The 22,534-nt window shown below is 59.1% G+C and carries 23 protein-coding genes; 8 read left to right on the top strand and 15 right to left on the bottom strand.

Annotated features, from left to right (window positions below; genetic code table 11):
* Positions 1-105: 105 nt before the first annotated feature.
* A complete protein-coding gene (locus BLW48_RS23270) occupies positions 106-864 on the top strand; it encodes an alpha/beta fold hydrolase (RefSeq protein ID WP_093177985.1) in 759 nt (252 codons plus the stop codon).
* Positions 865-884: 20 nt separating this feature from the next.
* On the opposite strand, the gene BLW48_RS23265 is transcribed toward BLW48_RS23270, so the two are convergent.
* A complete protein-coding gene (locus BLW48_RS23265; RefSeq protein ID WP_093177724.1) occupies positions 885-1,922 on the bottom strand; it encodes an RNA methyltransferase in 1,038 nt (345 codons plus the stop codon).
* 504 nt (positions 1,923-2,426) lie between these two features.
* On the opposite strand from BLW48_RS23265, the gene BLW48_RS23260 reads away from it, so the two are divergent.
* From BLW48_RS23260 to BLW48_RS23255, 3 genes are all read left to right on the top strand, one after another.
* Entirely contained in the window at positions 2,427-2,702 is a 276-nt protein-coding gene (locus tag BLW48_RS23260; protein WP_093177723.1) for a hypothetical protein, read from the top strand.
* Positions 2,703-3,014: 312 nt separating this feature from the next.
* Entirely contained in the window at positions 3,015-3,935 is a 921-nt protein-coding gene (locus BLW48_RS35055; RefSeq protein ID WP_143047770.1) for a hypothetical protein, read from the top strand.
* Positions 3,920-4,465, top strand: coding sequence for an AAA family ATPase (locus BLW48_RS23255; protein ID WP_093177721.1), 546 nt, complete (start codon positions 3,920-3,922; stop codon positions 4,463-4,465). The genes BLW48_RS35055 and BLW48_RS23255 overlap by 16 nt, the downstream gene beginning before the upstream one ends.
* On the opposite strand, the gene BLW48_RS35050 is transcribed toward BLW48_RS23255, so the two are convergent.
* The 9 genes from BLW48_RS35050 to BLW48_RS23220 all read right to left on the bottom strand — a co-directional run bounded on the left by BLW48_RS35050 (position 4,462) and on the right by BLW48_RS23220 (position 14,959).
* Positions 4,462-5,202 (bottom strand): hypothetical protein, encoded by a 741-nt coding sequence (locus BLW48_RS35050; RefSeq protein WP_143047769.1) that lies wholly within the window; start codon positions 5,200-5,202, stop codon positions 4,462-4,464. The genes BLW48_RS23255 and BLW48_RS35050 overlap by 4 nt on opposite strands.
* Before the next feature lie 16 nt (positions 5,203-5,218).
* Positions 5,219-6,451 (bottom strand): DNA methyltransferase, encoded by a 1,233-nt coding sequence (locus tag BLW48_RS23250; protein ID WP_177142388.1) that lies wholly within the window; start codon positions 6,449-6,451, stop codon positions 5,219-5,221.
* Positions 6,402-7,706: an HD domain-containing protein gene (locus tag BLW48_RS23245; protein WP_093177718.1), complete on the bottom strand. Its 1,305-nt coding sequence runs from the start codon at positions 7,704-7,706 to the stop codon at positions 6,402-6,404. The genes BLW48_RS23250 and BLW48_RS23245 overlap by 50 nt, the downstream gene beginning before the upstream one ends.
* 359 nt (positions 7,707-8,065) lie before the next feature.
* Positions 8,066-8,338, bottom strand: coding sequence for a DUF3850 domain-containing protein (locus tag BLW48_RS36080; RefSeq protein WP_093177717.1), 273 nt, complete (start codon positions 8,336-8,338; stop codon positions 8,066-8,068).
* Positions 8,335-10,509 carry a Rossmann-fold NAD(P)-binding domain-containing protein gene (locus tag BLW48_RS23235; RefSeq protein WP_143047768.1) on the bottom strand — a complete coding sequence of 725 codons (2,175 nt, stop codon included), beginning with the start codon at positions 10,507-10,509 and terminating at the stop codon, positions 8,335-8,337. The genes BLW48_RS36080 and BLW48_RS23235 overlap by 4 nt, the downstream gene beginning before the upstream one ends.
* Positions 10,506-11,114, bottom strand: coding sequence for a nucleoside/nucleotide kinase family protein (locus tag BLW48_RS35045; protein ID WP_143047767.1), 609 nt, complete (start codon positions 11,112-11,114; stop codon positions 10,506-10,508). Before BLW48_RS35045 ends, BLW48_RS23235 begins: the two co-directional genes overlap by 4 nt.
* A gap of 352 nt (positions 11,115-11,466) precedes the next feature.
* Positions 11,467-12,786: a sulfatase family protein gene (locus tag BLW48_RS23230; protein WP_093177713.1), complete on the bottom strand. Its 1,320-nt coding sequence runs from the start codon at positions 12,784-12,786 to the stop codon at positions 11,467-11,469.
* 28 nt (positions 12,787-12,814) lie between these two features.
* Entirely contained in the window at positions 12,815-13,801 is a 987-nt protein-coding gene (locus BLW48_RS23225) for a Bug family tripartite tricarboxylate transporter substrate binding protein (RefSeq protein ID WP_093177712.1), read from the bottom strand.
* Between the two features lie 150 nt (positions 13,802-13,951).
* A complete protein-coding gene (locus BLW48_RS23220; protein ID WP_093177710.1) occupies positions 13,952-14,959 on the bottom strand; it encodes a Bug family tripartite tricarboxylate transporter substrate binding protein in 1,008 nt (335 codons plus the stop codon).
* A 134-nt stretch (positions 14,960-15,093) separates the two neighbouring features.
* Here BLW48_RS23220 and BLW48_RS23215 point away from each other — a divergent pair, with 134 nt between their 5' ends.
* Complete coding sequence (locus tag BLW48_RS23215) at positions 15,094-16,023, top strand: LysR substrate-binding domain-containing protein (protein ID WP_093177709.1); 930 nt, start codon at positions 15,094-15,096, stop codon at positions 16,021-16,023.
* A 4-nt stretch (positions 16,024-16,027) separates the two neighbouring features.
* Here the strand turns inward: BLW48_RS23215 and BLW48_RS23210 are convergent, their stop codons facing one another.
* Complete coding sequence (locus tag BLW48_RS23210; RefSeq protein ID WP_093079799.1) at positions 16,028-16,282, bottom strand: DUF1488 family protein; 255 nt, start codon at positions 16,280-16,282, stop codon at positions 16,028-16,030.
* A gap of 149 nt (positions 16,283-16,431) precedes the next feature.
* Here BLW48_RS23210 and BLW48_RS23205 point away from each other — a divergent pair, with 149 nt between their 5' ends.
* Positions 16,432-17,094 (top strand): suppressor of fused domain protein, encoded by a 663-nt coding sequence (locus BLW48_RS23205; protein WP_177142387.1) that lies wholly within the window; start codon positions 16,432-16,434, stop codon positions 17,092-17,094.
* Positions 17,091-17,513: a TfoX/Sxy family protein gene (locus tag BLW48_RS23200; protein ID WP_218137516.1), complete on the top strand. Its 423-nt coding sequence runs from the start codon at positions 17,091-17,093 to the stop codon at positions 17,511-17,513. Before BLW48_RS23205 ends, BLW48_RS23200 begins: the two co-directional genes overlap by 4 nt.
* Here BLW48_RS23200 and BLW48_RS23195 read toward each other — a convergent pair.
* Genes BLW48_RS23195 through BLW48_RS23185 form a run of 3 tightly spaced genes read right to left on the bottom strand, consistent with a single transcriptional unit; the run spans position 17,498 to position 20,817 of the window.
* Complete coding sequence (locus BLW48_RS23195; protein WP_093177704.1) at positions 17,498-19,894, bottom strand: ATP-binding cassette domain-containing protein; 2,397 nt, start codon at positions 19,892-19,894, stop codon at positions 17,498-17,500. The two genes, BLW48_RS23200 and BLW48_RS23195, sit on opposite strands and share 16 nt — an antisense overlap.
* A 34-nt stretch (positions 19,895-19,928) precedes the next feature.
* Entirely contained in the window at positions 19,929-20,339 is a 411-nt protein-coding gene (locus BLW48_RS23190) for a VOC family protein (RefSeq protein ID WP_093079807.1), read from the bottom strand.
* Positions 20,340-20,349: 10 nt separating this feature from the next.
* Positions 20,350-20,817 (bottom strand): helix-turn-helix transcriptional regulator, encoded by a 468-nt coding sequence (locus tag BLW48_RS23185; RefSeq protein WP_093079809.1) that lies wholly within the window; start codon positions 20,815-20,817, stop codon positions 20,350-20,352.
* A 106-nt stretch (positions 20,818-20,923) separates the two neighbouring features.
* On the opposite strand from BLW48_RS23185, the gene BLW48_RS23180 reads away from it, so the two are divergent.
* Positions 20,924-22,111, top strand: coding sequence for a DUF418 domain-containing protein (locus BLW48_RS23180; protein ID WP_093177703.1), 1,188 nt, complete (start codon positions 20,924-20,926; stop codon positions 22,109-22,111).
* A gap of 16 nt (positions 22,112-22,127) precedes the next feature.
* On the opposite strand, the gene BLW48_RS23175 is transcribed toward BLW48_RS23180, so the two are convergent.
* Entirely contained in the window at positions 22,128-22,529 is a 402-nt protein-coding gene (locus BLW48_RS23175; protein WP_256330881.1) for a YbaN family protein, read from the bottom strand.
* Positions 22,530-22,534 lie beyond the last annotated feature (5 nt).

Below are 22,534 nucleotides of genomic sequence, written 5' to 3'. Positions count from 1 at the left end.
CGTCTGCGCAAGGGCAATTCGCCCGACTCGCTCAAATTCGAGGTCTGCGCTGAGGGGCACCCCGAGTATTCTTGCGCCGTCAAAAGCACAACGGAGACAGCGCACATGTACACAGAACAAGGTGGCAAAGGCCCAGATCTCCTCCTCATGCTGCACGGCATGGGCGCAACAGGCGCCGTGTGGTCGCCCATGTGCGCAGAGGCTGGTGCTCGCTGGCGTGGCCGCTGGCTCGCTCTCGACCTGCCCGGCCACGGCCAATCTGATCGACAAGACTCCTATGCCATCGGCCAATATGCAGCAAGCGTTGGGCGTGCATTGCTGCCGCACATCCACCCAGAGGGTCGCCTCGTCGTTCTCGGGCACTCGCTCGGCGGAGTGATAGGTCTCGCCCTGGCAACGGGCTGGTTCGGCGTCACCCCGCACCGCGTCTTCGCAGCCGGCATCAAGATCGCGTGGAGCGACGAAGAGCTCCGCCGCATGGAGACGCTGGCATCCCAGCCTGCCAAGAGCTTCCCCACGGAAGCAGAAGCGTGGGACAGATACCTGAAGGTCTCCGGCCTCGCGGGAATCGTCACCACAGCATCACCCGTCGTCGCACGCGGCATCGCACACAACGACAACAACGACGGCTGGCGCCTCGCAATGGACCCCGGAGCCAACGCCGTAGGCAAGCCACCGCTGTCCGAGCTGATGACCCTTGCGCGCTGCCCCATCCATCTAGCCCGCGGAGGCAACGACGCGCTTGTAACGATGGAGCAAACCCGTTCCCTCGACCCCGATGCGCGCGACCTCGGCCCGCATGGCCACAACGTGATGGTCGAGGCGCCCGGGCAGGTCTGGGATTGGGTGGCCTCCCTCACTTGAGATGAGGGCGCAGGCCGCCTTCAACGAGAGTCTTCAGCCCTTCGATGAAGCGTTACCCGCACTTCGGCTGCACGCGCCCTCAGCTGACCGCAGCCACCGTCGACATCCTGCCCGGCTGAATTGCGCAGCTTCGTCAGAATGCCCCGCTGATGCAGCGTGCGCGCAATCTCTTCGCAGCGCTCCCATGATGGGCGGCTGAACGCCACGCCATCCACCGCGTTGAACGGAATCATGTTCAGCACGCCGTATTTGCCGGAGAGCAGCTTCACGATGCCGTCGATTTCATCCTGCCCGTCGTTCACGCCTTCCAGCAGCGTCCACTGGTACTGAATGGGGTAGCCGGTGGCTCGCGCATAGCGCTCGCCTGCATCGACCACTTCCTCGGGCGTCAGGCCCGGCGCGCGCGGAAGGAGCCTCTTGCGCAACTCAGCCTTGGTCGTGTGCAGCGAGAGCGCCAGTGCAGGCCTTACGCGTTGCTGCAACAGCCTCTCGAACGCGCGCGGATCGCCCACGGTGGAGAACACGATGTTCTTGTGGCCGATGTTGCCCACCGTGCCGAGCAGGTCGATGGCCTCCATCACGTTGTCCAGGTTGTGGGCCGGCTCGCCCATGCCCATGAACACCACCTTGCGCACCGGCCGGCGCATGCGCGCGAGAGCGACCTGGGCAATGATCTCGGCGCTTCCTACCTGGCGCAGCAAGCCGTCGCGGCCCGTCATGCAGAACTGGCACCCCACGGCACACCCGACCTGCGAAGACACGCACAGGCCATCGCGAGGCAGCAACACACTCTCCACCGTCTGACCGTCCGCGAGGGCCACGAGCAGCCGCTCCGAGCCATCGGCGCCGGGGTGCACCGCGTGGATACGCGCCAGCCCCGAAAGCTCGGCCTCGATGGCGGGCAGGGCCTCCAGCAGCGACGACGGAAAGAAGGTGCCCGGCAGACGCCTGCCGCTGTTGCGGGGCAGCGCATGCGACCACAGCCGCAAGATGCGCTGCTCGTGGCTGGGGCCCGCGCCGGCTTCGCGGAGTCGTTGTTTCAGTTCGTGGATTCGCATGCACTGCCGCCTGGGGCAAATGGACTCTTGCGCACGTCAGCGGCCCAGCCGTGCTGGCGCCTGAATCTGCAGAGTGATGGTCGACATGCCGCAGATTGTGCCCGGCACGAAAAGTACGCTGCCTTTGCGCCGTGCCGAGCCGCTTTGGCGAGTGACAGCCGCCCGACTGTCATTGCTTTGTGTCTCGCCGCAGCGCCCCGGCAGATATCTCTTCGATTCGAGAAATCCTCGACGAAATCTTTTCCCTTGCGCGGCTTCGCTTCTCTACAGTGAATGCCCCATCGACAAGTCGCCCCTCCCTGTGGGCGACGAGGATCCACCGCAAAAGGAACACCCCAAGACGACCGATTGAATGAGTGAATGAACCGCCTTGCCTCACGGCGGGTTGCCGATGCCCTCGTGCATTGGTGCGAACGTGAGGCACAAATGGCGACGGCCAGGGTGCGTGAACACCCTGGCCGTCTGACCACATGACGTGCCAATCTTCTACAAGGAGCACACCACATGGCTGAGCGAATTATGGCCGGGCGTTCTACGCCCCAATCTTCCCGTCGCCGCACACGCGGCCCGTCGAAACCCGCCACGCGGACAAGCGACGAGGCAAGGGCACTTCTTGAAATCAAACTGGCGCAGCTGAACTCGCTGCTGTGGTGTTGCTACGGCGACGGCAACGGGTGGTTCGAGGAAGCAGGGGAGATGCACCGGGACCGCATGCTCTGGATCGCTGCGGATCTGGCGCGGGAGGCGGAGATGTTGTTGCAGGAGAGTGGGTTGGGGTAGGGCGGAAGCGTGGGGGATAGGCTGCCGCTGCGCTTGTGGCGAGTGGCGCCTTCCAACTCTGGTTGGCTACAACTGACGCTGAGTGCATCAACCCAAGCTAATAGTCCTGCGACAGGCGAAAAACTGGCCTCAGCCACGACAACACAGGCGGCGACCCATCAGGAATCTGCATTCCATAACGCAGGCACGTTGAAGGTCATGGCGGACAGCGGGCGTAACATGACGTCAGCCCACCGCAAATGAATGGGAAAGCGCCACGACTGGCTTCATTGGTGGCGCAAGCTTAGTAATCGCAAAAACTGGAGGGAAACGATGTCTGAAACGAGCGGACCAATAGGCGAGGGAACAAGTCCGGAGAGGAAAAAAGTGTCGCAGGGCGATTTACAGAAAACGTTCATCGCCATGCTCTTCGCATTTGCCGTTTCAGTAGTTGCCCAGCAGATCTCCGAACTACTCATTGTTGCAACAAGCAATTGGAAATTTGCGTTATGGCCGGGGCAGATATATACAAATGCTCAGGCTCACATTTGGGCATTGCTCTCAGTAGCAACGCACTCCCTGTTGGCACTTCTAATGCTCTCAGTTAGTTGGGTAATGTGGTCAAAATCGCAAGCGGCGGGCCATTTGGAGGATATAAATGAAATTTTCTCCCTCAAGTTTATTACATTCTTGATGGAAGTTCTTTTAGTCACTCTCTATTTTTCCCTTTCAAAATCTGCCGAAGGGGATTTCGCTTCCTATGCAAAAGATAAAACAATAGCCTCGTATCTTACTCCATCATCAGCGAAGCCTGAGGCAATGCAGTTGTTTTGGATATTCATTATCTTTGCGGTTTGGGACTATATTGTTGACGTTATTAAAAGTCCGCAGAAAGAAAAGCCTAATAGATGGTGGGGGAAAATATGGGACCACGTCACCGGTGTATTGACTTACTGTTCGATCTCGATGCTCTGCGCTGTCGGCGCGCTCCTAGTGTATTGCGCGGCCCCTATTGCTGAACATCCCACACAGGCATTCGCCGGCGACATCGCATTGATGGCTATGATCCTTTTGTTCAATCGCGCAAAAGCTTGGGAGCACTATGTCTTTAAAATTTTCCCTGCTGAAGAGTCGCGAAAGAACACCAAGAGAATGCCGACCCTTAGAGGTAATGTGTTAATTGCTTTTCTTTTGCTAATTTACTCTTCGTGTATTTTGGCAATAACGATTTTAATCCCATGCTTCCAAAAATAATTGGCATCGTCGGCTTCATTCGCTCAGGTAAAACTACTGCAAGTACTTATCTGGCGGAGCGATACGGATATAAATTCGCCTCAAATTCAGACATCTTGCGAGATATTGCCGGAAAATTGGCTATTCAGCCAAGCAGAGATAACCTAAAAAGGCTCGGTGATGCGATCTTTAGCACGCTCGGAAATGAGGTGATTGCTCGTTTTCGCATTAAAGAAGAATACGATTCCCCGATCGTAATAGACGGCATCCGTTACAAAGAAGAGCTCGACGTATATTTTCAGGAACCTTCTTTCAAATTGCTGGGATTGCAGTCTAGCGATGAAGCCCGATACCTTAGAGCCGTTTCATTGGCTCATGAAGGAAAGGATGCCCTTCTTACGCAGAGTCAATTCAATAATCTCTCTCTGGCTCGAAGCGAAGAGAACGTCGCGAACCTCCTTCAAAGCGCGAGCTACGTAATTAACAACGACAAAGGAATCGAAGAAATAAAAAGGAGGATCGACGATTTCATCAAACCGTACTTTCCTTAAGTGGCAGAGGTTTGACTCTTTATGAGGGCCAGTAAAACGATGGAGGCTTCTTGGACTTTGCCCGAGTCTTTGCCTGCAATCCAGTATTGATGATCTCTACAGAGACTTCGAGGATCAGGTTCGATTAATAAAAAGAATCCTGTTTTTCTGAGAACATTAGCCAGTGCCTCTCGAGATTCTGGACTACGTCGGTAAACGTTAGCAATAAAAATCCCCGAAGGAGAAATGCATCTGTATAGCTCGGCAATCTGATCGACATAGAAATGGAAATGTAAAACAAAAACTGCGGCGGCCATTTGAAAGTGATCACTTGGATGTGTCAGCTTTGAACTCAGCCCAGAGAATACATGCTTTCCATTCGTGAGGTCGGGATCGGCATCGGATCGAACGTAGGAAATATTACGTACTGCTGACTCGTGTTCTTGAAGAATCGGATTATTTCCGGCGCCGATCTCTAAAAAGCTTGTCGGTCCTAGTTTATCGATCAAGGACTTAAATAAGTTTCGCACATCTTCGTTTGCGCTCGAAATGACTTCGGGATGTAAGGCTCGTTCTCGGCAAAGCTCCGAGACTTCAACAGGAGTAAGTTCATCGGTGCTGCACCGTATATAGAACTTGTCCATGAAGCGATACAGTCGATCTTCTTTGTAGTCTATTTCTTCCGGCCCACATGCACCATCGTTTCGGTAGACTCCATCGCAGATGTTCACAATATTGACCATCGAAGCCTCGATCATTTAATAATTAATAATCTCAGCTGGAAAATACCAGAATATCTTCGCCTTTAACTTTTGCCATTAGCCGTCGGCGATTTGATCTTATATCACGCCCGCGTCGCGACTTTAGTACGAATCCCTTTGCAGATGCTGAGGCAATTAGTTCTTCAATTGTCCCTGCGCGCGATGGAGACTCGCCAACAACTAGGGTCATGGCAGAACCATTCTTCAGAACGCGGAAGCATTCCTCAAAAAAATTGGCCATGAATGCCATATATAGTTCATGGCTATTTCTCCTATGTCGATTAGATCGAGCTCCGGCCTCTATTGATCTAAGTCTTTCGAACTCCCTAAATCCGAGCATGTCATCGGCCAGCTCGTCCCTGTCGAGCCAGAGATAAGTCAATCGCTGAGATTTCACATAATCTGCAACTCCATAATACGGAGGCGAAGTAACGATTAAATCGACTGACTCTGGCTCAAGATTCTTCAGTTGCTCAATGCAGTCGCCACTCATAAGAGTGGATTGCTTTCTGATGCGTTCTCGCGTTATCTTTGGGGTGTGAATTTGAGAAGCTCTAAACGCTATATCTGACACTTTCGCAAACTCATTGACGGAGTTTGAGAATATGGAAATGGCATCCTTGTAAATAACTTCTGTGGCCTTGGGTTTGACGTTGTCGCAAACCCAGCCCCAGTGTTTTCCTTGAGATGAGCAATTCTTGAGAATTGAGGAAAACACGGAAAGCAAAGACCTTTTGGTAAGGCGATTTTCAATCGAAAGGATCGCATCTAATATCTTATTTAATGCATCCATCGTTTGAGGATGGTACCAACTCAATAATTCAACTTGATTGGGATGCTTGCGCGGAGATGCCTTGCTAAAAAGGCTCTGAGAATTCTCTGTCACTTTCTCTAAGGCCTCCTTCATTGATTTTGGACTCGCAAACTTCAATTTTGCTTCCGTCATTAGCAGGGCTACGGGGTTGGTGTCGATACCAATAAAATTTCGCCCCAGTCTAATCGCTTCGACTCCCGTCGTTCCTGAGCCACAAAATGGATCGAGGATGGTTTCACCGGCAGACGTTAAATGAGGGATTATTGTCCCCGGGATTGCCGACAAATATGTCGCAGGATACCAATGAAACGAATGAAGTCCGGAGTTGGAAAGATTGGGGAATGACCAGTCTATGCCATTCAATTTTGCTAGGGACTCGTTGTCAGTAGTAGTCGGCTCGTATTTCATTATTTTCGTGGTCAAAAAATTCACCGGTGTAAGTCTCCGGAAAGTCGACTTTGAATTCGCGAACGCCGAATAGATTGGCGAATTCATCTAATACGTCTCTCCGCCATTTGTTTGACATGGCTTTCGTCCATTTAGGCTTCCCAGCCGTTTTTTTGACGAGCGCAATCATGCAGCTCGTTGAGTTGATTCCCAATTCTTGGCCCTGCCAGTTGGTGCCATCAATATTGACTTTTCGGGATATCAGTCCCTTTTCATTCCAGACGAAATATCCATGTTCCGCAAATGTGGCTGTGCTCTGCGACAGATGCTCTGTGATCTGAGTGTTATTGAGCTTTTTCTCGGTGCTAAAATTCTTAACCCACACATAGTCGACTGTCTGATAATCACAACCTGAAATCAATTGATCGGCCAGAGCTTTTGAGCTTTCCTGATTGCGAAGCGCTTCTTCAAACACGGGTTCGCTTAAGTACCAGTCGCTTGGGGAAATAATCTTATTTTTTATGGCGATTCTTACAAGATCTGTCTGTAGCGCGTTATATGGAATGCACTCTGGATGCGCAATGATCATTGTATAAATGCGCTGCCGATAATCTAGCCATTTTTCCAATGAGGATAGAGAGTCTTTGGAAAAGGCCATGGGGCCGAGTCCACGAAGACTCACTCCATCTATGATCGTTCTAGCGTTAGTGCGAGCACCTGGCCAGCCAAGCATGGCTGCCATTCTGTGCACGTTATCTATATTATCGAGATCTATTTCTGCTGATATCGGGCTCTTACCTTCTTTTGCAGGACATATGACCTTGATAACCTGATCAATATCTATCTCGTGCTTGTTTAGAATATTTGAAACCTGCAGCGCTTTGCCTGGCACAATTGACATGTACCGGTTTTCGTCATTAATAGTTCCTTTAATCAACTCTTCAACACGCTTCTCGTGCTTGAAGTCAGGCGTCACATTTTTGAATTCAGATTCAACTAAATGGCCATACGGCGGTATGGCCGCATCATGAAGAATTGATGCCGCCAACAGGATTTTCGATTCCCGCTGACTTAATCCGCTTTTCCTTGCGAGTCCAATCGAAATATGCGCCACTCCAATAGAGTGTGGCAGCCTACGAGAGCGCCCTAACTCCTGTATTAAAGGTACATCGAAGTTCATTTGGCGCATGTTGCGCAGACGATTAATCTCGGGGCTATTTATCAGATCATGAAGCAGGATGGTGAGCTCATTGCCTGCTTTGAAGTGAATGTGGCCGTGTAAAATGTCGTGAAATTCCATATAATCTAAGGAATTCTGGAATTAAAAGTTTGCTGTAACTTGCATTTCGGCGTCAATGCGATAAATGATTGCATCGAATTTTGTTTTGCATTTTTCAGCTCTTTGAATTTCATTTGGAAGATTTCTTCGGATGGTAAGGTCATTGTTCAATTCGGAAGCTTGAACATTCGCCTGCCTCTAAGAATGGTTTTGATCTTGCCAGAGTGTCCATACAAAGCTCAGATATCGATCTAAGCAGGGTCGGATGCATCGTCAATCTAGATTCCGATCTGCATCAAGGTCTTGGTCCGTTTCATCGAATTTGCGCGGTATTTCGCTGCAAATTTCACACATGGCCTGAAGCGCGCAAGGCCGCTACTTCACCGATCAATCAACCGGACACTCAAAATGCAAAAGTGTGGATCAAGTGCTTCTTCGGAGACCGCACATGGCTCTTCGGCCGAGGTCATTGACATAACTAAGGCATAACAAACTCGGCCCGTGTATTCACCCGTGGCGGGATCAAACTCCCGTAGTTCAAGTTGATCTCCAACATGAAAATCACGGTCTCGGCGTCGCAGCTCGTGCGTACGAATTCCCGCTGCGATCGGCCCAAAAAATTTCGGCCAGCTTTTTAAGACATGTGCCTTCATTTTGTATCTGTGCTGTGAATCGGAATGAAGTCGGAATGATCAAAGTTCAATTGCAATGGAATATCAACTCTCGGCGGATCTATTGTCGTGACCAGTTCTAAAACGTTCTTCACTTTGTTTGAAAGTTTTTGCGCTGGTTTTGTGGTGTCGGCCAACTCGGCAAGTTGAATATTTCTAATTCTGTCAACAGGCGCAATGGCAGCCCTTTGAAGAGCCTCAAGAAATGACTCAGTCATTGCCACGATCTGCTTCAGTTCTTTGTCATCGATAAAGAATTTCGGTGCGGTGCTGTCGATGTAAATCACACCAAGAACCGGTGAAGGAGCCGTATGGGATGACCTTGATTCTGGTTCGAGTAATGGAATCGCGAGTACAAACCCAACCTTCTTCGACATAAGGCGTGAGGCCTCATGCAGCTTGAGTGGTTCCATTGACGCGTTCAACTTGGTCGAGTCGATGTCGCGGATTGAACGAACTATTTGACGGCAACAGTAGGCTTGTCCAATAGTGCCATTTTCGGCAGGGAAGGTACGTCCAGCCGCTGATTGTTGAGCCCGGGCATCTTTGGTGCCTTGATAGTCACAGGCCTGTTGAAGCAATTCCTCTGATCCAAAAACCATTGCCCGATGAATTGTCACCCTCAAACGGCCTTTTGAGTGGCGTACGAGAATGGCTCCAGCAATTGCGGAGCAAAAAGCGGTAGCGAGCATCTCAGTTGGACCAGGCAGATATTCTTTACGCCAATGAGATCGTTGATCGTCACCAATCTTGCCAATCTCTTTGCTCGGGCCAGGCGTATCGAAGTAGCCGCCCGGCCAGCAAGGTCTGTCAATCTGAGAGAAGGGATCAGGGCGAGCGGTACCCCTTCGCATCTGGATCGCTTGGTACAGCGTCTCGGAAAGCATGTCCTCCAGCTGCTCGTCGCGATAGGTACCGTGCCGCCGAATCACCAGGCTTTCGGGGATCCCATGCTGCTGGACTAGCTTTTTCTCATCGAATGTAGAAGGCACGAAGCCGCCGCACTTGTACAGCATATATACAAGCAACTTGTTCTGGAATGAGATGCGAGAAGTTTTCGGGTCAAAGAGCTGCGATAGCTTCTTGACTTGCAGCCGGAGAATGACGTCCGTATCTCGGCGCAATCTGCGTCTGAGTCGCTCGCATGCGCTCTCAAACTCAACCTTGGTCTTGCTTTTTGTGCCGAGAGCCTCAAAGGCACCAAATAAGCCTGCTTTATGGAGGTCGTAGGCAAATTTTTGATGCAGCGCTTGTACGGCAAATAGGAGTTGGTCGTGGCCTGCAAAAACTTCTTCCAAAATGCGATCTTGTCTGTACTGCGAGATCCTGACCCGAAGAAGATCAATCATCGCTCCATCGCCCTGTCCAGAAACCAGATAAGTCCGACGTGGCTCGTCTAGGCTCGGCTGGCCAACGGTCTCGTTGCGCCAATAAGAAAGAACTCCATCGCGCTCAAGCCCGAAGCCAACCGCAAGAATGACCATGTCGAAATCATCCGACATCCCTGTCGCTAAACTGATTCTGCCTTTGTGCGCGGCGCCGTCAGCGGGATCGCGTTCTTCACCAACCCACTCAATGCGTAAACGCTTACCGGGACGAGGTGTCTCGTGAATTTGCAAATGCCGCGCATTGCAATAGAGCCTTACCGAATCGTTGCTCGACGCGTGAACTATCTTTCCCCACTGAGCAAGCACCTGAACGACCACGTCAGAAGCACGCGCCGCTGTCCAGTTCAAGATTGGAAGCATCGCCACGCTCGCTTGACTACCCGTCTTCGGCCAGTCGTAGATCCTTGGGTGAAGCCACCGTGAATCGCTTCCTTGCTGTAGTGGAAGTAGAGCGTCGCGCTGTTCGAATAGGGTGAGTTCAGCTAGAACACCTTTTGCAAGCAAACTTGCGGCAACGGACAAGCCAGCAAAACCGGCCCCTACGATCGCAATTTTCTTGCGCTTCGTAGATGAGTTTTTGTCTGCGGAAATTGACGCAGGCAGCAACTCTGATTCAATCGCAGACCAAGCGAGATTTAGAGCTCGAACCTGCTGACTAAACACCGTAACCCCTGTGTCAAACGTGCCAACCATGTAGAGGCAAGAGCCATCAACACGGTACGTCTTTAGCAACTCCAAGGCTGCCGCACGTGAGACATCGGTCATGGGGCTTCTTCCACAGGCATGCTATCTAACCATTGATGAACCGCTGTCGGGTCAACATGGTCGTCAACCACAAGAAGTCTTTCGCGCGGCAGCTTATTCGTGAGTTCGTCAAGATGCATGCATGCGCTTCGAACATATTGCCGGAACGAGTCTTCGGTGGGACGTGACCTGCGCTCAATCCGCTCAACGATGATTTCCGGAGTTTGTCTGAGAAACAAGTATCCGGTTGGGGGGCCTAGCCTTTCCAGCACGAGGGCACGAATCGCCTCGTAGGCTGGAAGATCATCAGCTAACCTCAATGAGGCCCAAAGCCAGTCCGTTTCGAACGACCAGTCGCAGAAAGCAATCGTGTCACTAGGGACTGTCGAAACGAGGTGCGCATGCTGCAACAGAAAAGACAAGTCATAGCCAAGATACCCAAGCGCTGCAATCGAGGTACTGTCACCCCAGAATGGATTGCGCTCGTGGTCTTCAGGGAGGAGTCGTCCTGAAGCGGCCGTTAAACGCTTCGCCAAAGTGGTTTTTCCTGATCCGAATACGCCAAGAATCTCCACGCGACGCGCGCGAGCTTTCGCGTCAAATTTAGGGGCTGAAAGTGTGACCATGGCTGATTGTGCACTTCGAGAGAGGTAACACTATCAGCTAGGGCGGGTTCGTCATCTACATCAGCCAACTAGCTGAAACCGGTCGGCTGGCGTATGTGCTTTTTGACGGTCCATATCGAACAGTAAGACCGCAGGATGCTCAACTGCGACATAGAGGACAAATCAGCTTTTGGGGCTGACCTGACTTGGCTCTAGAGAGTTGCCTTGAGCGCTACGCCTGTCGCTGATCAGAGGAAGCGACACGCACTGTCGCTGAGACACTGGTACGTAGCAACGATCTATGGTTTTACTTCCGCTATCGCTTCGAGAGCGATGAGTCCGTTCGCAGGGACTGGGCTGACCGCAACCGGCATCACCTCTGCGGCATATCCTTCACCGAGTAGCCGAGGCTAACCGTCGCATCCTCCGGAATAGCCGGCATCGTCGCATTCCAAGCCGCCCAATCCGCCCGCATTGCAGCCAACCTCCCCGGCTCCTTCTTCCCCAGATTAGCCCGCTCGCGCTCATCCGCAGGAATGTTGAACAGGTACTCGTTCCCGTCCACCTTCAAATACTTCCAGTCCCCATCGCGCATCGCTTCCTGCCCGCGATGGTTCATGCGCCAGTGCAGCGGCCGGCGAAAGCTCTTCGACGCATCCTTGAGTACAGGCATCAGCGACACGCCGTCCAGCGGATAGTCCGGGTGCGCTGAAACCCCGGCCGCGTCGAGCATGGTGGCCGACCAATCCATGGTCATGCACAGCTGCGCGCTCTCGCCGCCCTTGCCGATCACCGCGGGCCAGTGCGCGATCCATGGCACGCGGATGCCGCCTTCGGTCAGGTCCATCTTGCCGCCTACCAGTGGCCAGTTGTCCGAGAAGCGTTCGCCGCCGTTGTCGCTGGTGAACACCACCAGCGTGTTGTCGGCCATGCCGTGCTTTTGCAGCGCGGCCATGATCCAGCCGATGCCTTCGTCCATGTGATGAATCATGCGGCGGTACACATGAATGTTGCCGCCGGCCAGGTCGAACAGGTTGTCCTTCACGGCGGGCGCCTTGGCGGCGTCGTCACGCGTTTCCCATGGCCAGTGGGGGGCGGTGTAGTGCAGGCTCAGGAAGAAGGGCGCTTCCTGCTTTGCCATGCGCTCCACATACTCGACCGCGCGTTTGGAGAGGATGTCGGTGAGGTAGCCCTCTTCTTGCTTGTCTTCTTCGCCAAGCCACAGGTCGTGGCGGCCGGTGGAGTCGCAATGCGTGAAGTAGTCGACACCGCCCGACATGGGCCCGAAGAATTCGTCGTACCCCGAGCGCAGTGGGCCGAAGGTGGGCGGGTAGCCCAGGTGCCATTTACCGATGAGCGCGGTCTGGTAGCCGCTGGCCTTCAGCAATGAAGGCAGGGTGGGGTGGTCGGTGGGCAGGCCTAGCGTGGTGCTGCCGCGGCTCTTGCTGTTGATGGGCTCTTCGGCGGCGCCGCGCAGGCGGTACTGATAGCGGCCGGTGATCATGCCGAAGCGGGTAGGCGAGCACACGGGCGAGTTCGCGTAGCCCTGCGTGAGCTTCAGGCCGTTGGCGGCCAGGCCGTCGAGCACGGGCGACACGGGGCCGAACACGGCATCGCGGCCGCCGTAGCAGCCGAGGTCTGCATAGCCGAGGTCGTCGGCAACGATGAAGATGATGTTGGGTCTTGTGGTCATGTCTCTTTGACGTTCTTCTTGAAGGGGTTCAGGGCTGGTAGCCCGACTTCTGCACCACCGGCGCCCACTGCGCGCGGTAGGCCTTGAGCATGGCGGCGGTCTGCGCCTGGGTGCTCACCACCGGCGTCATGCCGGAGTCCTTGAACTTGCGTTGCGTGTCCGGGTCCTGCATGACTTCGCGGATCAGGTTGGACAGGCGCTCGACCTTGTCCTTGGGCATGCTGTTCGGCGCGAAGAAGGTGTTCCAGCCGGTGGCGGAGAGATCGAGGCCGGCTTCCTTGAAGGTGGGCACGTTCGGCGCAAAGGGCGAGCGCTTGGCGCCCGACAGCGCCAGGATGCGCAGCTTGCCCGCAGCATGCTGGGGCACCACCACGTCTTCGGTGTCCACCGCAATGGGCACCTGCCCGCCGATCAGGTCGTTCAGCAGCGGGGCCGAGCCGCGGTAGCCGATCACCTGGGTCTGCACGTTGGCCTTTTCTCCGACCATGAGGCCGAAGAAGTGCGGCAGGCTGCCGGTGGCCGGCACGCCCACGTTGGCCTGCGTGGGGTTGGCGCGCATCCACGCGAGCAGGTGGTTCAGTTCGCGCACGGGCAGGCTGGGCGAGACGGCCAGCGCAAAGTTGTAGTCGTTGACGTACGACACGGGCACGAAGTCGCGCTCGGGGTCGTAGTTGTTGTCCTTGAAGACCAGCGGCGCGACGATCATCACGGCGGGGTTGGCGAGCATCAGCACGTTCTGGTTGGCGGGCGTGATCTTCACCTGCTGCGCCGCAAGGCGGCCGCCCGCGCCGGGCTTGTTGTCTACCACCACCGCCACGCCCAGCTTTGCGCCGAGCTTGTCGCCCACGATGCGCGCCACGCGGTCGGTGGCGCCGCCGGGGGCGTAGCCGACCACGATATGCAGGGGGGTGTCGAACTTGGCCTGGGCGCTTGCCTGGGTGGCGAAGGCCGCCGCAAAGCCGGCAATGGCCAGCAGGCCGGCGGCGCGGCGGGTGAAAAGGGAGGTCGGCAGCATGATGGGCAAGTCCTTGTCGTCGTCTTCGGTCGGGCGGTGACCAGTAAGTGTGACCGCGAGGCTCGCGGTTGCGGACGATTCTGAAGACGCTGCGTTCGATTGATCAAATCAACCATTGCCGGGGTTTACCCCGCGACAACACCGGCCTCATCAGTCCACCTTCATGCCGGTTGCCTTGACGATGCGGCCGTAGCGCGCCTGGCTGGCGGCCAGGTGCTCGCTGGCTGCGTTGCCGGTTTCTCCCAGCGGCACCATGTCGAGCGAGGCCAGCCGGGCCTTGACCTCGGGCAGGGCCATCGCCTTCTGCAGCGAGGCGCGCAGCGTCTGCATGACCGGCTCGGGCGTGGCGGCGGGCACCATCGAGATATAGAGCACTTCGAACTCCAGGCCCTTCAGGCCCAGTTCGCCCACGGTGGGCACCTGCGGCAGCAGCGGCGAGCGTTGTTTGCCGGTAACGGCCAGCGCGCGCAGCTTGCCCGACTGCACCTGCGGCAGCAGGCCTGGTGTGGCGAGGATGCCGGCCTGTACTTCGTCACCCATCAGTGCCAGCACGGCGGGCGAGTTGCCCTTGTAGGGCACGTGCGTGATCTTCGCGCCCGTTTCGCTGGCGAAGATCTCGGCGGCAATGTGGCCGGGGCTGCCGTTGCCTGCCGAGCTGAAAGTGGCCGGCTCGGCCTTGGCCTGCGCAATGAACTCGGGCAGCGTCTTCGCCTTGACGCCCGGGGCCACGCCGAAGCTCAGGCCAGAAGAGCTGAAGATCATCAGCGGCTTCAGGTCTTTGGCCGCGAAGGGCATCGACGCGTACAGGTGCGGGTTGATGGTGAAGGTGCTGTCGATGCCCAGCAGCACCGTGTAGCCGTCGGCCGGGCTCTTGGCGACCAGGTCGGCGCCGATGTTGCCGCCGGCACCGGGCCGGTTGTCGACGATGAAGGGCTGCTTCAGGTCTTTCTGCAGCGCATCGGCCAGCGCGCGGCCGAGGATGTCGATGGGGCCGCCCGCCGGGAAGTTGGTGAGGAACTTCACCGCCTTGGTGGGGTAGGGCGCATCGGCTGCGGTGGCGTGGGGGGCGATGGTGCCAAGGGCGAGTGCCGCGCAGGTAGTGATGGCAATGGCAAGGCGGCGTGTGCCGCCGAAGGCTTTCGGTGAACCGGTGGTCATGTCTCTGTTGTCTCCTTATGTCTTTGTATCGAAGGCAACTCTAGGAGGCTGGCGCGGGCTGCACAACTGAAAGCTCTTCTGCCAGGTATTCCCGATGGTTATATTCAAACGGCCGCTCGCACAATGAAATCCCCATGTCAGCCATGAACTTTGCGCGCCTGAAGCTGCGCCATCTGCAATGCCTCGTGATGGTGGCGCAAGAGCGCAACCTCGTGCGCGCGGCCGAGGCGCTGTCGCTTACACAGCCGGCGGTGTCCAAGACCGTTGCCGAGCTGGAAGAGATCGTCGGCCGCCAGCTGCTGCTGCGCCGCCGCCGCGGCGTGGAGCTCACGCCGGCCGCCGAGGTGCTGGTGCGCCATGCCGTCTCTGCCCTGCGCGGCCTGCGCGAAGGCATGGGCCTGGCCATGGACCAGCCCGAGGCCGACCAGTTGCGCGTGGCCGTTGGCGCCTTGCCGAACATGGTGGCCAACCTGCTGCCCGAAGCCGTCGCCCTGCTGAACGACGCTCATCCCGCGCTGCGTGTGCGCGTGATGAGTGGCACCAACGCACAGCTCATGACGCAGCTGCGCCAGGGCGAAATCGACGTCGTGCTCGGTCGCCTCGCGCAAGCCTCGGCCATGGCTGACCTGGCATTCGAGCAGCTCTTCAGCGAGCCCCTGCTGCTGGTGGTGCGCCCCGGCCATCCGCTCGCGTCACGGCGCAAGCCGACGCTCGACGCGCTGGCCGCGCACCCGCTGGTGTTGCCGGTGTCGGGCACGCTCATCAGGCACACGGCCGATGCCTTCCTGATCGCGCAAGGCCTGGCGCTGCCCAATCGGCTGGTGGAGGCGACCGACACGAGCTTCGTGGTGGGGCTGCTGCAGCGCTGCGACGCAGTATGGTTCGCGCCGCAAGGAGCGGTGGAAGGCTTCATCGCGCGCGGCGAGTTGAAGCGCGTGGCCATCGACACGTCGAGCACCGAAGGCCCGGTCGGGTTCACGGTGCGCCGCAGCGGCGAACTGGGGGAGGGCGCGCGGCTGCTGCTCGCGACGATCCGCGGGATCGTGCTCAAGCGAAAGGGTTGAGGCCCTAGGCGGGAGCCTTGAGGTCGTTTTCCCGCAGCATCACGGGCTCCATCGAGCCCTGTGCCAGCCGGCGCCGCACGGCCGCGTCGATTTCCTGGGCATGAAGGCCGTAGGTGTTCAGTGGGTCGGCGTCTTCGCCGGTGCGGTAGTGATAGCGCAGGGTTTCCCTTCCGATGCTCGCGTTCACGTCGTGGCCTTCCACCGCCACCGAAAAGCGCACCGTGCCCGAAGCGTCGTGAAAGAAGGGGGCGTCAGCCATCGCAAGGCCTGGTGTGTGTCATGGGAGTCCTTTCGGTGATGCGCAGAAAGACATCCGCGTGGGGCACTCTAGTCCTTAATGCCGGTGGCGTCTGTCCGGTCTCACGCTTATGCTCTCGCCGGCATGGACATACAGAGGAGGAGCAGCCGATGAGTTCGTTGGAAGAAGTCTGGGCCTACCGCGAGGAGACCCTTTACCCGCAGCTGTTCGGTGAAAAGCACAACGGCATCTTCGTGCTGGACCACGACGACTTCACGTCGCTGGGCGCCGAAAACGTCGATCCGCGCTGGCTGCACCTCGGCGTGTTCGAGTTCGAGCCGACGCCCGCGCGCAACTCGTGGCTCTACGTTACTTCGGGCGGATCGACGCCCTGGGAGACGGAGTCTGCCGACTACAACCCCGAGGAATATTCATGGCTGGGCTCCGAGCTGGTCATCGAAGTGCCCTCGCAGCCCAAGGACCAGTGGCCGATCAAGCTGCTGCGCCGGCTGCTGGCCTACAACGTGCTGCTCGCGCACGGGCAATTCGGTGAAGACAAACCGTTGCTCGACTACGGCGGCCGCATCCCCATTGGCGATGTGATCCGCGAGAAGGGCGCCATCGGCCTGCGCTGCGTTGTGCTGGCGGAGCCGAAGCACTATCCCGCCACGGGGCAGCTGGCCTCGGGTCAATTCGACTTTCTTCATGCCGTGGGCATTACCGATTCAGAAAAGGACTGGGCCAGGGCGCACAGCTCTGAAGCGCTAGTGCGGCTGCTCGAAGTGCACGGCGGCTTCCCGGTGACGGACCCGCGACGCAAGGCCGTCGCATGAGCCGTGCAAAAGGAGCTACAGCCGCACCAACAAAGTCCGAACCGTCGCGTGAGCGTGCGCTCGAGCTGGCCGAGTCGCTGCATGCGATGGGCCCGATCGAGGTCAAGCGCTTCTTCGGCGGCTTCGGTCTGGTCATGCAGGGTGTGCAGTTCGCCTTCGTCATGAAGAGCACGCTCTACTTGCGAGTGGACGACACCACTCACCCGGAGTTCGAACGCATCGGAGCAACGCCTTTCACGTATGCCACGCGCGTCTCGAACGTCAAGGTGGCGAGCTACTACCAGGCGCCGGTCGATGCGATGGACGATCCGCACGTGCTGCGCGAATGGGCCGTGAAGGCATATGCGAGCGCGGTGGGCGCGCAGCGGCCTAAGCCTGCTGCGCCGCGCAAGAAGCGCCCCGCTCAGGCGCCGACGTAGGCCGCGAGATGCTCGCCCGTGAGGGTGGAGCTGGCGGCGACGAGGTCGGCGGGCGTGCCTTCGAACACGACCTGGCCGCCGTCATGCCCAGCGCCGGGGCCGAGGTCGATGATCCAGTCGGCGTGCGCCATTACCGCCTGGTGGTGCTCGACGACGATGACTGACTTGCCTGCATCCACCAGCCGGTCGAGCAGGCCGAGCAGTTGCTCGACGTCGGCAAGGTGCAGGCCGGCTGTCGGCTCGTCGAGCACGTACACGCCGCCTTTTTCCGCCATGTGAGTTGCCAGCTTGAGCCGCTGCCGCTCGCCGCCTGAAAGCGTGGTGAGCGGCTGGCCCAGGCTGAGGTAGCCGAGCCCGACGTCGGCCAGCCGGTCGAGGATGGCGTGCGCAGCCGGCGTGCGTGCATCGCCAGCGCCGAAGAACTCTTTGGCTTCAGTCACCGACATGGCGAGCACTTCGCTGATGTCGCGCCCGCCGAAGTGATGCTCCAGCACCGAGGCGTGAAAGCGCTTGCCCTCGCACTCCTCGCAGGTGGTGGCAACGCCGGCCATCATCGCGAGGTCGGTGTAGATGACGCCCGCGCCGTTGCAGGCGGGGCAGGCGCCCTCGGAGTTGGCGCTGAACAACGCAGGCTTCACGCCGTTGGCCTTTGCGAACGCATTGCGGATAGGGTCGAGCAGCCCGGTGTAGGTGGCAGGGTTGCTGCGCCGCGAGCCGCGGATCGAGCCCTGGTCTACCGACACCACGCCCGCGCCAGCAGGAATCGACCCGTGCACGAGCGAGCTCTTGCCGGAGCCGGCCACTCCCGTCACGACGACCAGCACGCCGAGCGGTACATCGACGCTCACGTTGCGCAGGTTGTGCGTCTTCGCGCCGCGAATCGGCAGCTTGCCCGTGGGCTTGCGCACCTTCTTCTTGAGAGCGGCCCGGTCGTCGAGGTGCCGGCCGGTGAGAGTGTTGCTGGCCCGCAGTGCTTCGACGGTGCCCTCGAAACAGACGGTGCCACCGGCAGTGCCCGCACCGGGGCCGAGGTCGACGACGTGGTCGGCGATGGCGATGGCCTCCGGCTTGTGCTCCACCACGAGCACGGTGTTGCCCTTGTCGCGCAGCCGCAGCAACAGGCTATTCATGCGCTGGATGTCGTGGGGGTGCAGCCCGATGGTCGGCTCGTCGAAGACGTAGGTCACGTCGGTGAGCGAGGAGCCGAGGTGGCGAATCATCTTCGTGCGCTGCGCCTCGCCGCCGGAGAGCGTGCCCGAGGGCCGGTCGAGGCTCAGGTAGCCGAGCCCGATTTCCACGAACGAGTCGAGCGTGTGCGCCAGCTTGGCGAGCAGCGGCGCCACAGAAGGCTCGTCGAGGCCGCGCACCCATTCGGCCAGGTCGCTGATCTGCATGGTGCAGGCATCGGCAATGCTGATCTTCTTGATTTTCGAAGACCGGGCCGCCTCGCTGAGGCGGGTGCCTTCGCACTCGGGGCAGGTGCTGAACGTTACTGCCCGCTCCACGAAGGCGCGGATGTGCGGCTGCATGGCATCGACGTCCTTGGCTAGGAAAGACTTCTGCACCTGCGGAATCAGCCCCTGGTAGGTGAGGTTGATGCCATCGACCTTGATCTTGGTCGGCTCCTTGTGGAGCAGGGCGTCGAGCTCTTTCTTGGTGAACTTGCGGATCGGCTTGTCGGGGTCGAAGAAGCCGCAGCCGTTGAAGATGCGGCCGTACCAGCCCTCCATGCTGAAGCCGGGAATGGTGAGCGCGCCCTCGTTGAGCGACTTGCTGTCGTCGTAGAACGCCGTCAGGTCGAAGTCGGTAACGGCGCCCCGGCCTTCGCAGCGCGGGCACATGCCGCCGGTGCGGTTGAAGCTTTGCTTCACGGTCTTGCTGGCGCCGCGTTCGACGGTGATGACGCCGGTTGCCTTGACCGATGGCACGTTGAAGGCAAAGGCGCTGGGCGAGCCAATGTGCGGCTTGCCGAGGCGGCTGAAGAGAATGCGCAGCATCGCGTTGGCGTCGGTGGCGGTGCCGACGGTGGAGCGCGGGTCGCCGCCCATGCGCTCCTGGTCCACGATGATCGCGGTCGTCAGGCCGTCGAGCACGTCGACCTCGGGCCGCGCCAGCGTTGGCATGAAGCCCTGCACGAAGGCGCTGTAGGTTTCGTTGATGAGCCGCTGCGATTCCGCGGCGATGGTGCCGAACACCAGCGAACTCTTGCCCGAGCCCGAGACGCCGGTGAACACCGTCAGCCGCCGTTTGGGCAGCTCGACGCTGATGTCCTTGAGGTTGTTCACGCGCGCGCCCTGCACGCGGATCAGGTCGTGGTGGTCGGCGGCGTGCGGTGCGTTCTTCTGCGTGTCCTTCGAGTCCTTCTTTGGGGCCTTGCTCATCGTGTCTCCGTGTCTCCGTCTTTGGGGTGATGGGTCAGCGCAGTTGCTGGATGCGGATCATGTTGCCCGCCGGGTCTCGCACGGCGCAGTCGCGAACGCCGTAGGGCTGCTCGGTCGGCTCTTCGACGATCTCGGCCTTGGCGGCCTGCAGCCGCGCGAAGGCGCCGTCGAGGTCCTTGGTGGCAAACAGGATCGTGGCGTAGGTGCCCTTGGCCATCATCTCGGCGATGGTGCGGCGCTCGTCGTCGGTGAGGCCGGGTGTGGCGGCCGGCGGATACAGCACGATCGAAATGCCGGGCTGGCCGGCGGGGCCGATCGTGATCCAGCGCATGCCGCCGTATCCGACGTCGTTGCGAATCTCGAAGCCGAGGGTGTCGCGGTAGAAGGCGAGCGAGGTTTCCGGGTCGTCGTGCGGGAGGAAGGTCGAGTGAATGGTGATGTTCATGGCGATAGTGCTAGGTAGGCAGGGGTGGCGATGCTAGCTGCGGCTCCGGGGCCGGCGCTTCTCGATTCCTGATCGGTCGTGTCACCTGCTTGGCCACGCATGAAGGCATTCCCTCGGTCGCGCTCGCTTCCTGGCGCCGGTAGCTGCCGGGCGGCATGCCGACGAGTTCGGTGAAGCGGGTGGTGAAGGTGCCCAGCGATCCGCAGCCGACCGCGAAGCAGACCTCGGTAACGCTCAGGTCGCCGCGGCGCAGCAGCGCCATTGCGCGCTCGATGCGCCGCGTCATCAGGTAGGCATACGGCGGCTCGCCGTAGGCGATGCGGAACTGGCGGCTGAGGTGCCCGGCCGACATGCCCGCGTCGCGGGCGAGCGTTTCAAGGTCCAGTGGCTGCGCGTATTCGCGGTCGATCCGGTCGCGAACGCGGCGCAGCCGTGCGAGGTCGCGCAGTTGCTGCGCGGCGGTGGGTCTGCTGGTCATCCGGCGGATCGTGCCACGGTGCGCCGCAGTGCTCAAGCCGAGTGGGGCGTTCGAGATCAAGGGGCTTTTGAATCGCAGATCGGCCGCTTGGTCTAATGGTGGACTCATGAGAAAAGTCGACCCCGAACGCCAGTCGCTGGTCGACGCCCTGCGCGGCTTCGCGCTGCTGGGCATTCTTGTCGTGAACATCGCGAGCTTTTCCTCGACCTACTACGGCGTCGGCGTGCCCGACCCGATGGCGCAGTCGGCACTGGAGCGCGCGGCCCTGCTCGTCAGGACGCTGGTGTTCGAGACCAAGTTCTACCTGCTGTTCTCCTTTCTCTTCGGCTACAGCTTCACTTTGCAGATGCGCGCGGCCGAACGCGACGGCAAGCCCTTCGCGCCGAGCCTGCTGCGGCGCCTGGGGGCGCTGTGGGTTATCGGCCTGTTGCATGCGGTGGTGCTGTATCACGGCGACATCCTCACCACCTATGCGGTGCTGGGCGCGGTGCTGCTGATGCTGCGGCGGCGCAGCGATGTGTTCCTCGCGCGCTGCGCGGTCGGGCTGGTACTGGCGACGGCGCTGCTCTGGGCTGGCATGGGGTATCTGTGGGCGCTGGCCGGCATTCCGCAGGACACGATGCGCAATGCCTACGGCGAGGCGGCTGCGGCACTGGGGGCCTATCGCGGAACGCCCGCCACGGTGATCGTCCAGCACCTGCGCGAGCTGTCGCAGATCTGGTGGGTCACGGGGCTTGTGCAGGCGCCGACGGCGCTGGCGATGTTCTTCGCGGGCTTCATCGCCGGGCGGCGCGGACTCTTCGCAAATGCCGATGCGCATCGCGCGCTGTTCCGGCGACTGCTGTTCTGGGGGCTGGCCATCGGGCTGCCGGGGGCCCTGGTGTATGCCTTTCCGTCGATACGGCTGGACAACGCCGTCCGCGAGCTCTACGGCCTCGCGGCCACGCTGCTGACGGCGCCTTTTCTTGCCGCCGCCTATGCCTCAGGCCTGGTGCTGCTGATGCAGACGCCGCGCGGTCACGTGCTCGAAGGCCTGCTGGCGCCGGCGGGGCGCATGGCGCTGACCAACTACCTGATGCAGTCGCTGGTGTGCGCATGGCTCTTCCTGGCGTACGGGCTGCGCTGGATCGGCACGGTCGGCCCGCTCGCGGCAACGGCCATCGCCTTCGCGATCTTCGCGGCGCAGTTGGTGCTGAGCCGCTGGTGGATGAGCCGCTTCGTCTACGGGCCGGTGGAGTGGCTGCTGCGCGCGTTCACGAACCTCGCGCTTCCTGCGATGCGTCGCAGGCGCTGATCCCTGATCGCAGCGTTTACGGTGGCGGAAGTGGCCGCGACCACAGCCACGCCAGCACCGTCGCCATGCACGCGATGGCCAGCACGGCGAGCCAGGTGCGGTGTGCGGTGAAAGAAACGATCACCGCGCACACCGCCATCGTTGCCGTCGCGCTCCACTTGGCGCGGCGGCTCACGGTACGGCCGTTGGCCCAGTTGTGCAGCAGCGGGCCGAACAGGCGGTGATTCAGCAGCCAGGCGTGCAGCCGCGGCGAGCTGCGGGCGGCGGCCCAGGCGGCCATCAGGATGAACACCGTCGTCGGCATGCCGGGCACGACGACGCCGATGAGGCCGAGCACCAGGCACAGCAGCGCAAAGCCGTACAGCAGGGCCCGCGTGAGCGCGGAGTTCCGTTCGGGGGCCGGCGGCTCTGGCTTCAAGGCTG

Source organism: Variovorax sp. YR266, assembly GCF_900107295.1.
Lineage (GTDB): Bacteria > Pseudomonadota > Gammaproteobacteria > Burkholderiales > Burkholderiaceae_C > Variovorax.
Note: the sequence above shows the minus strand (reverse complement) of the source record. Positions and strands in the feature narration are given on the sequence as shown.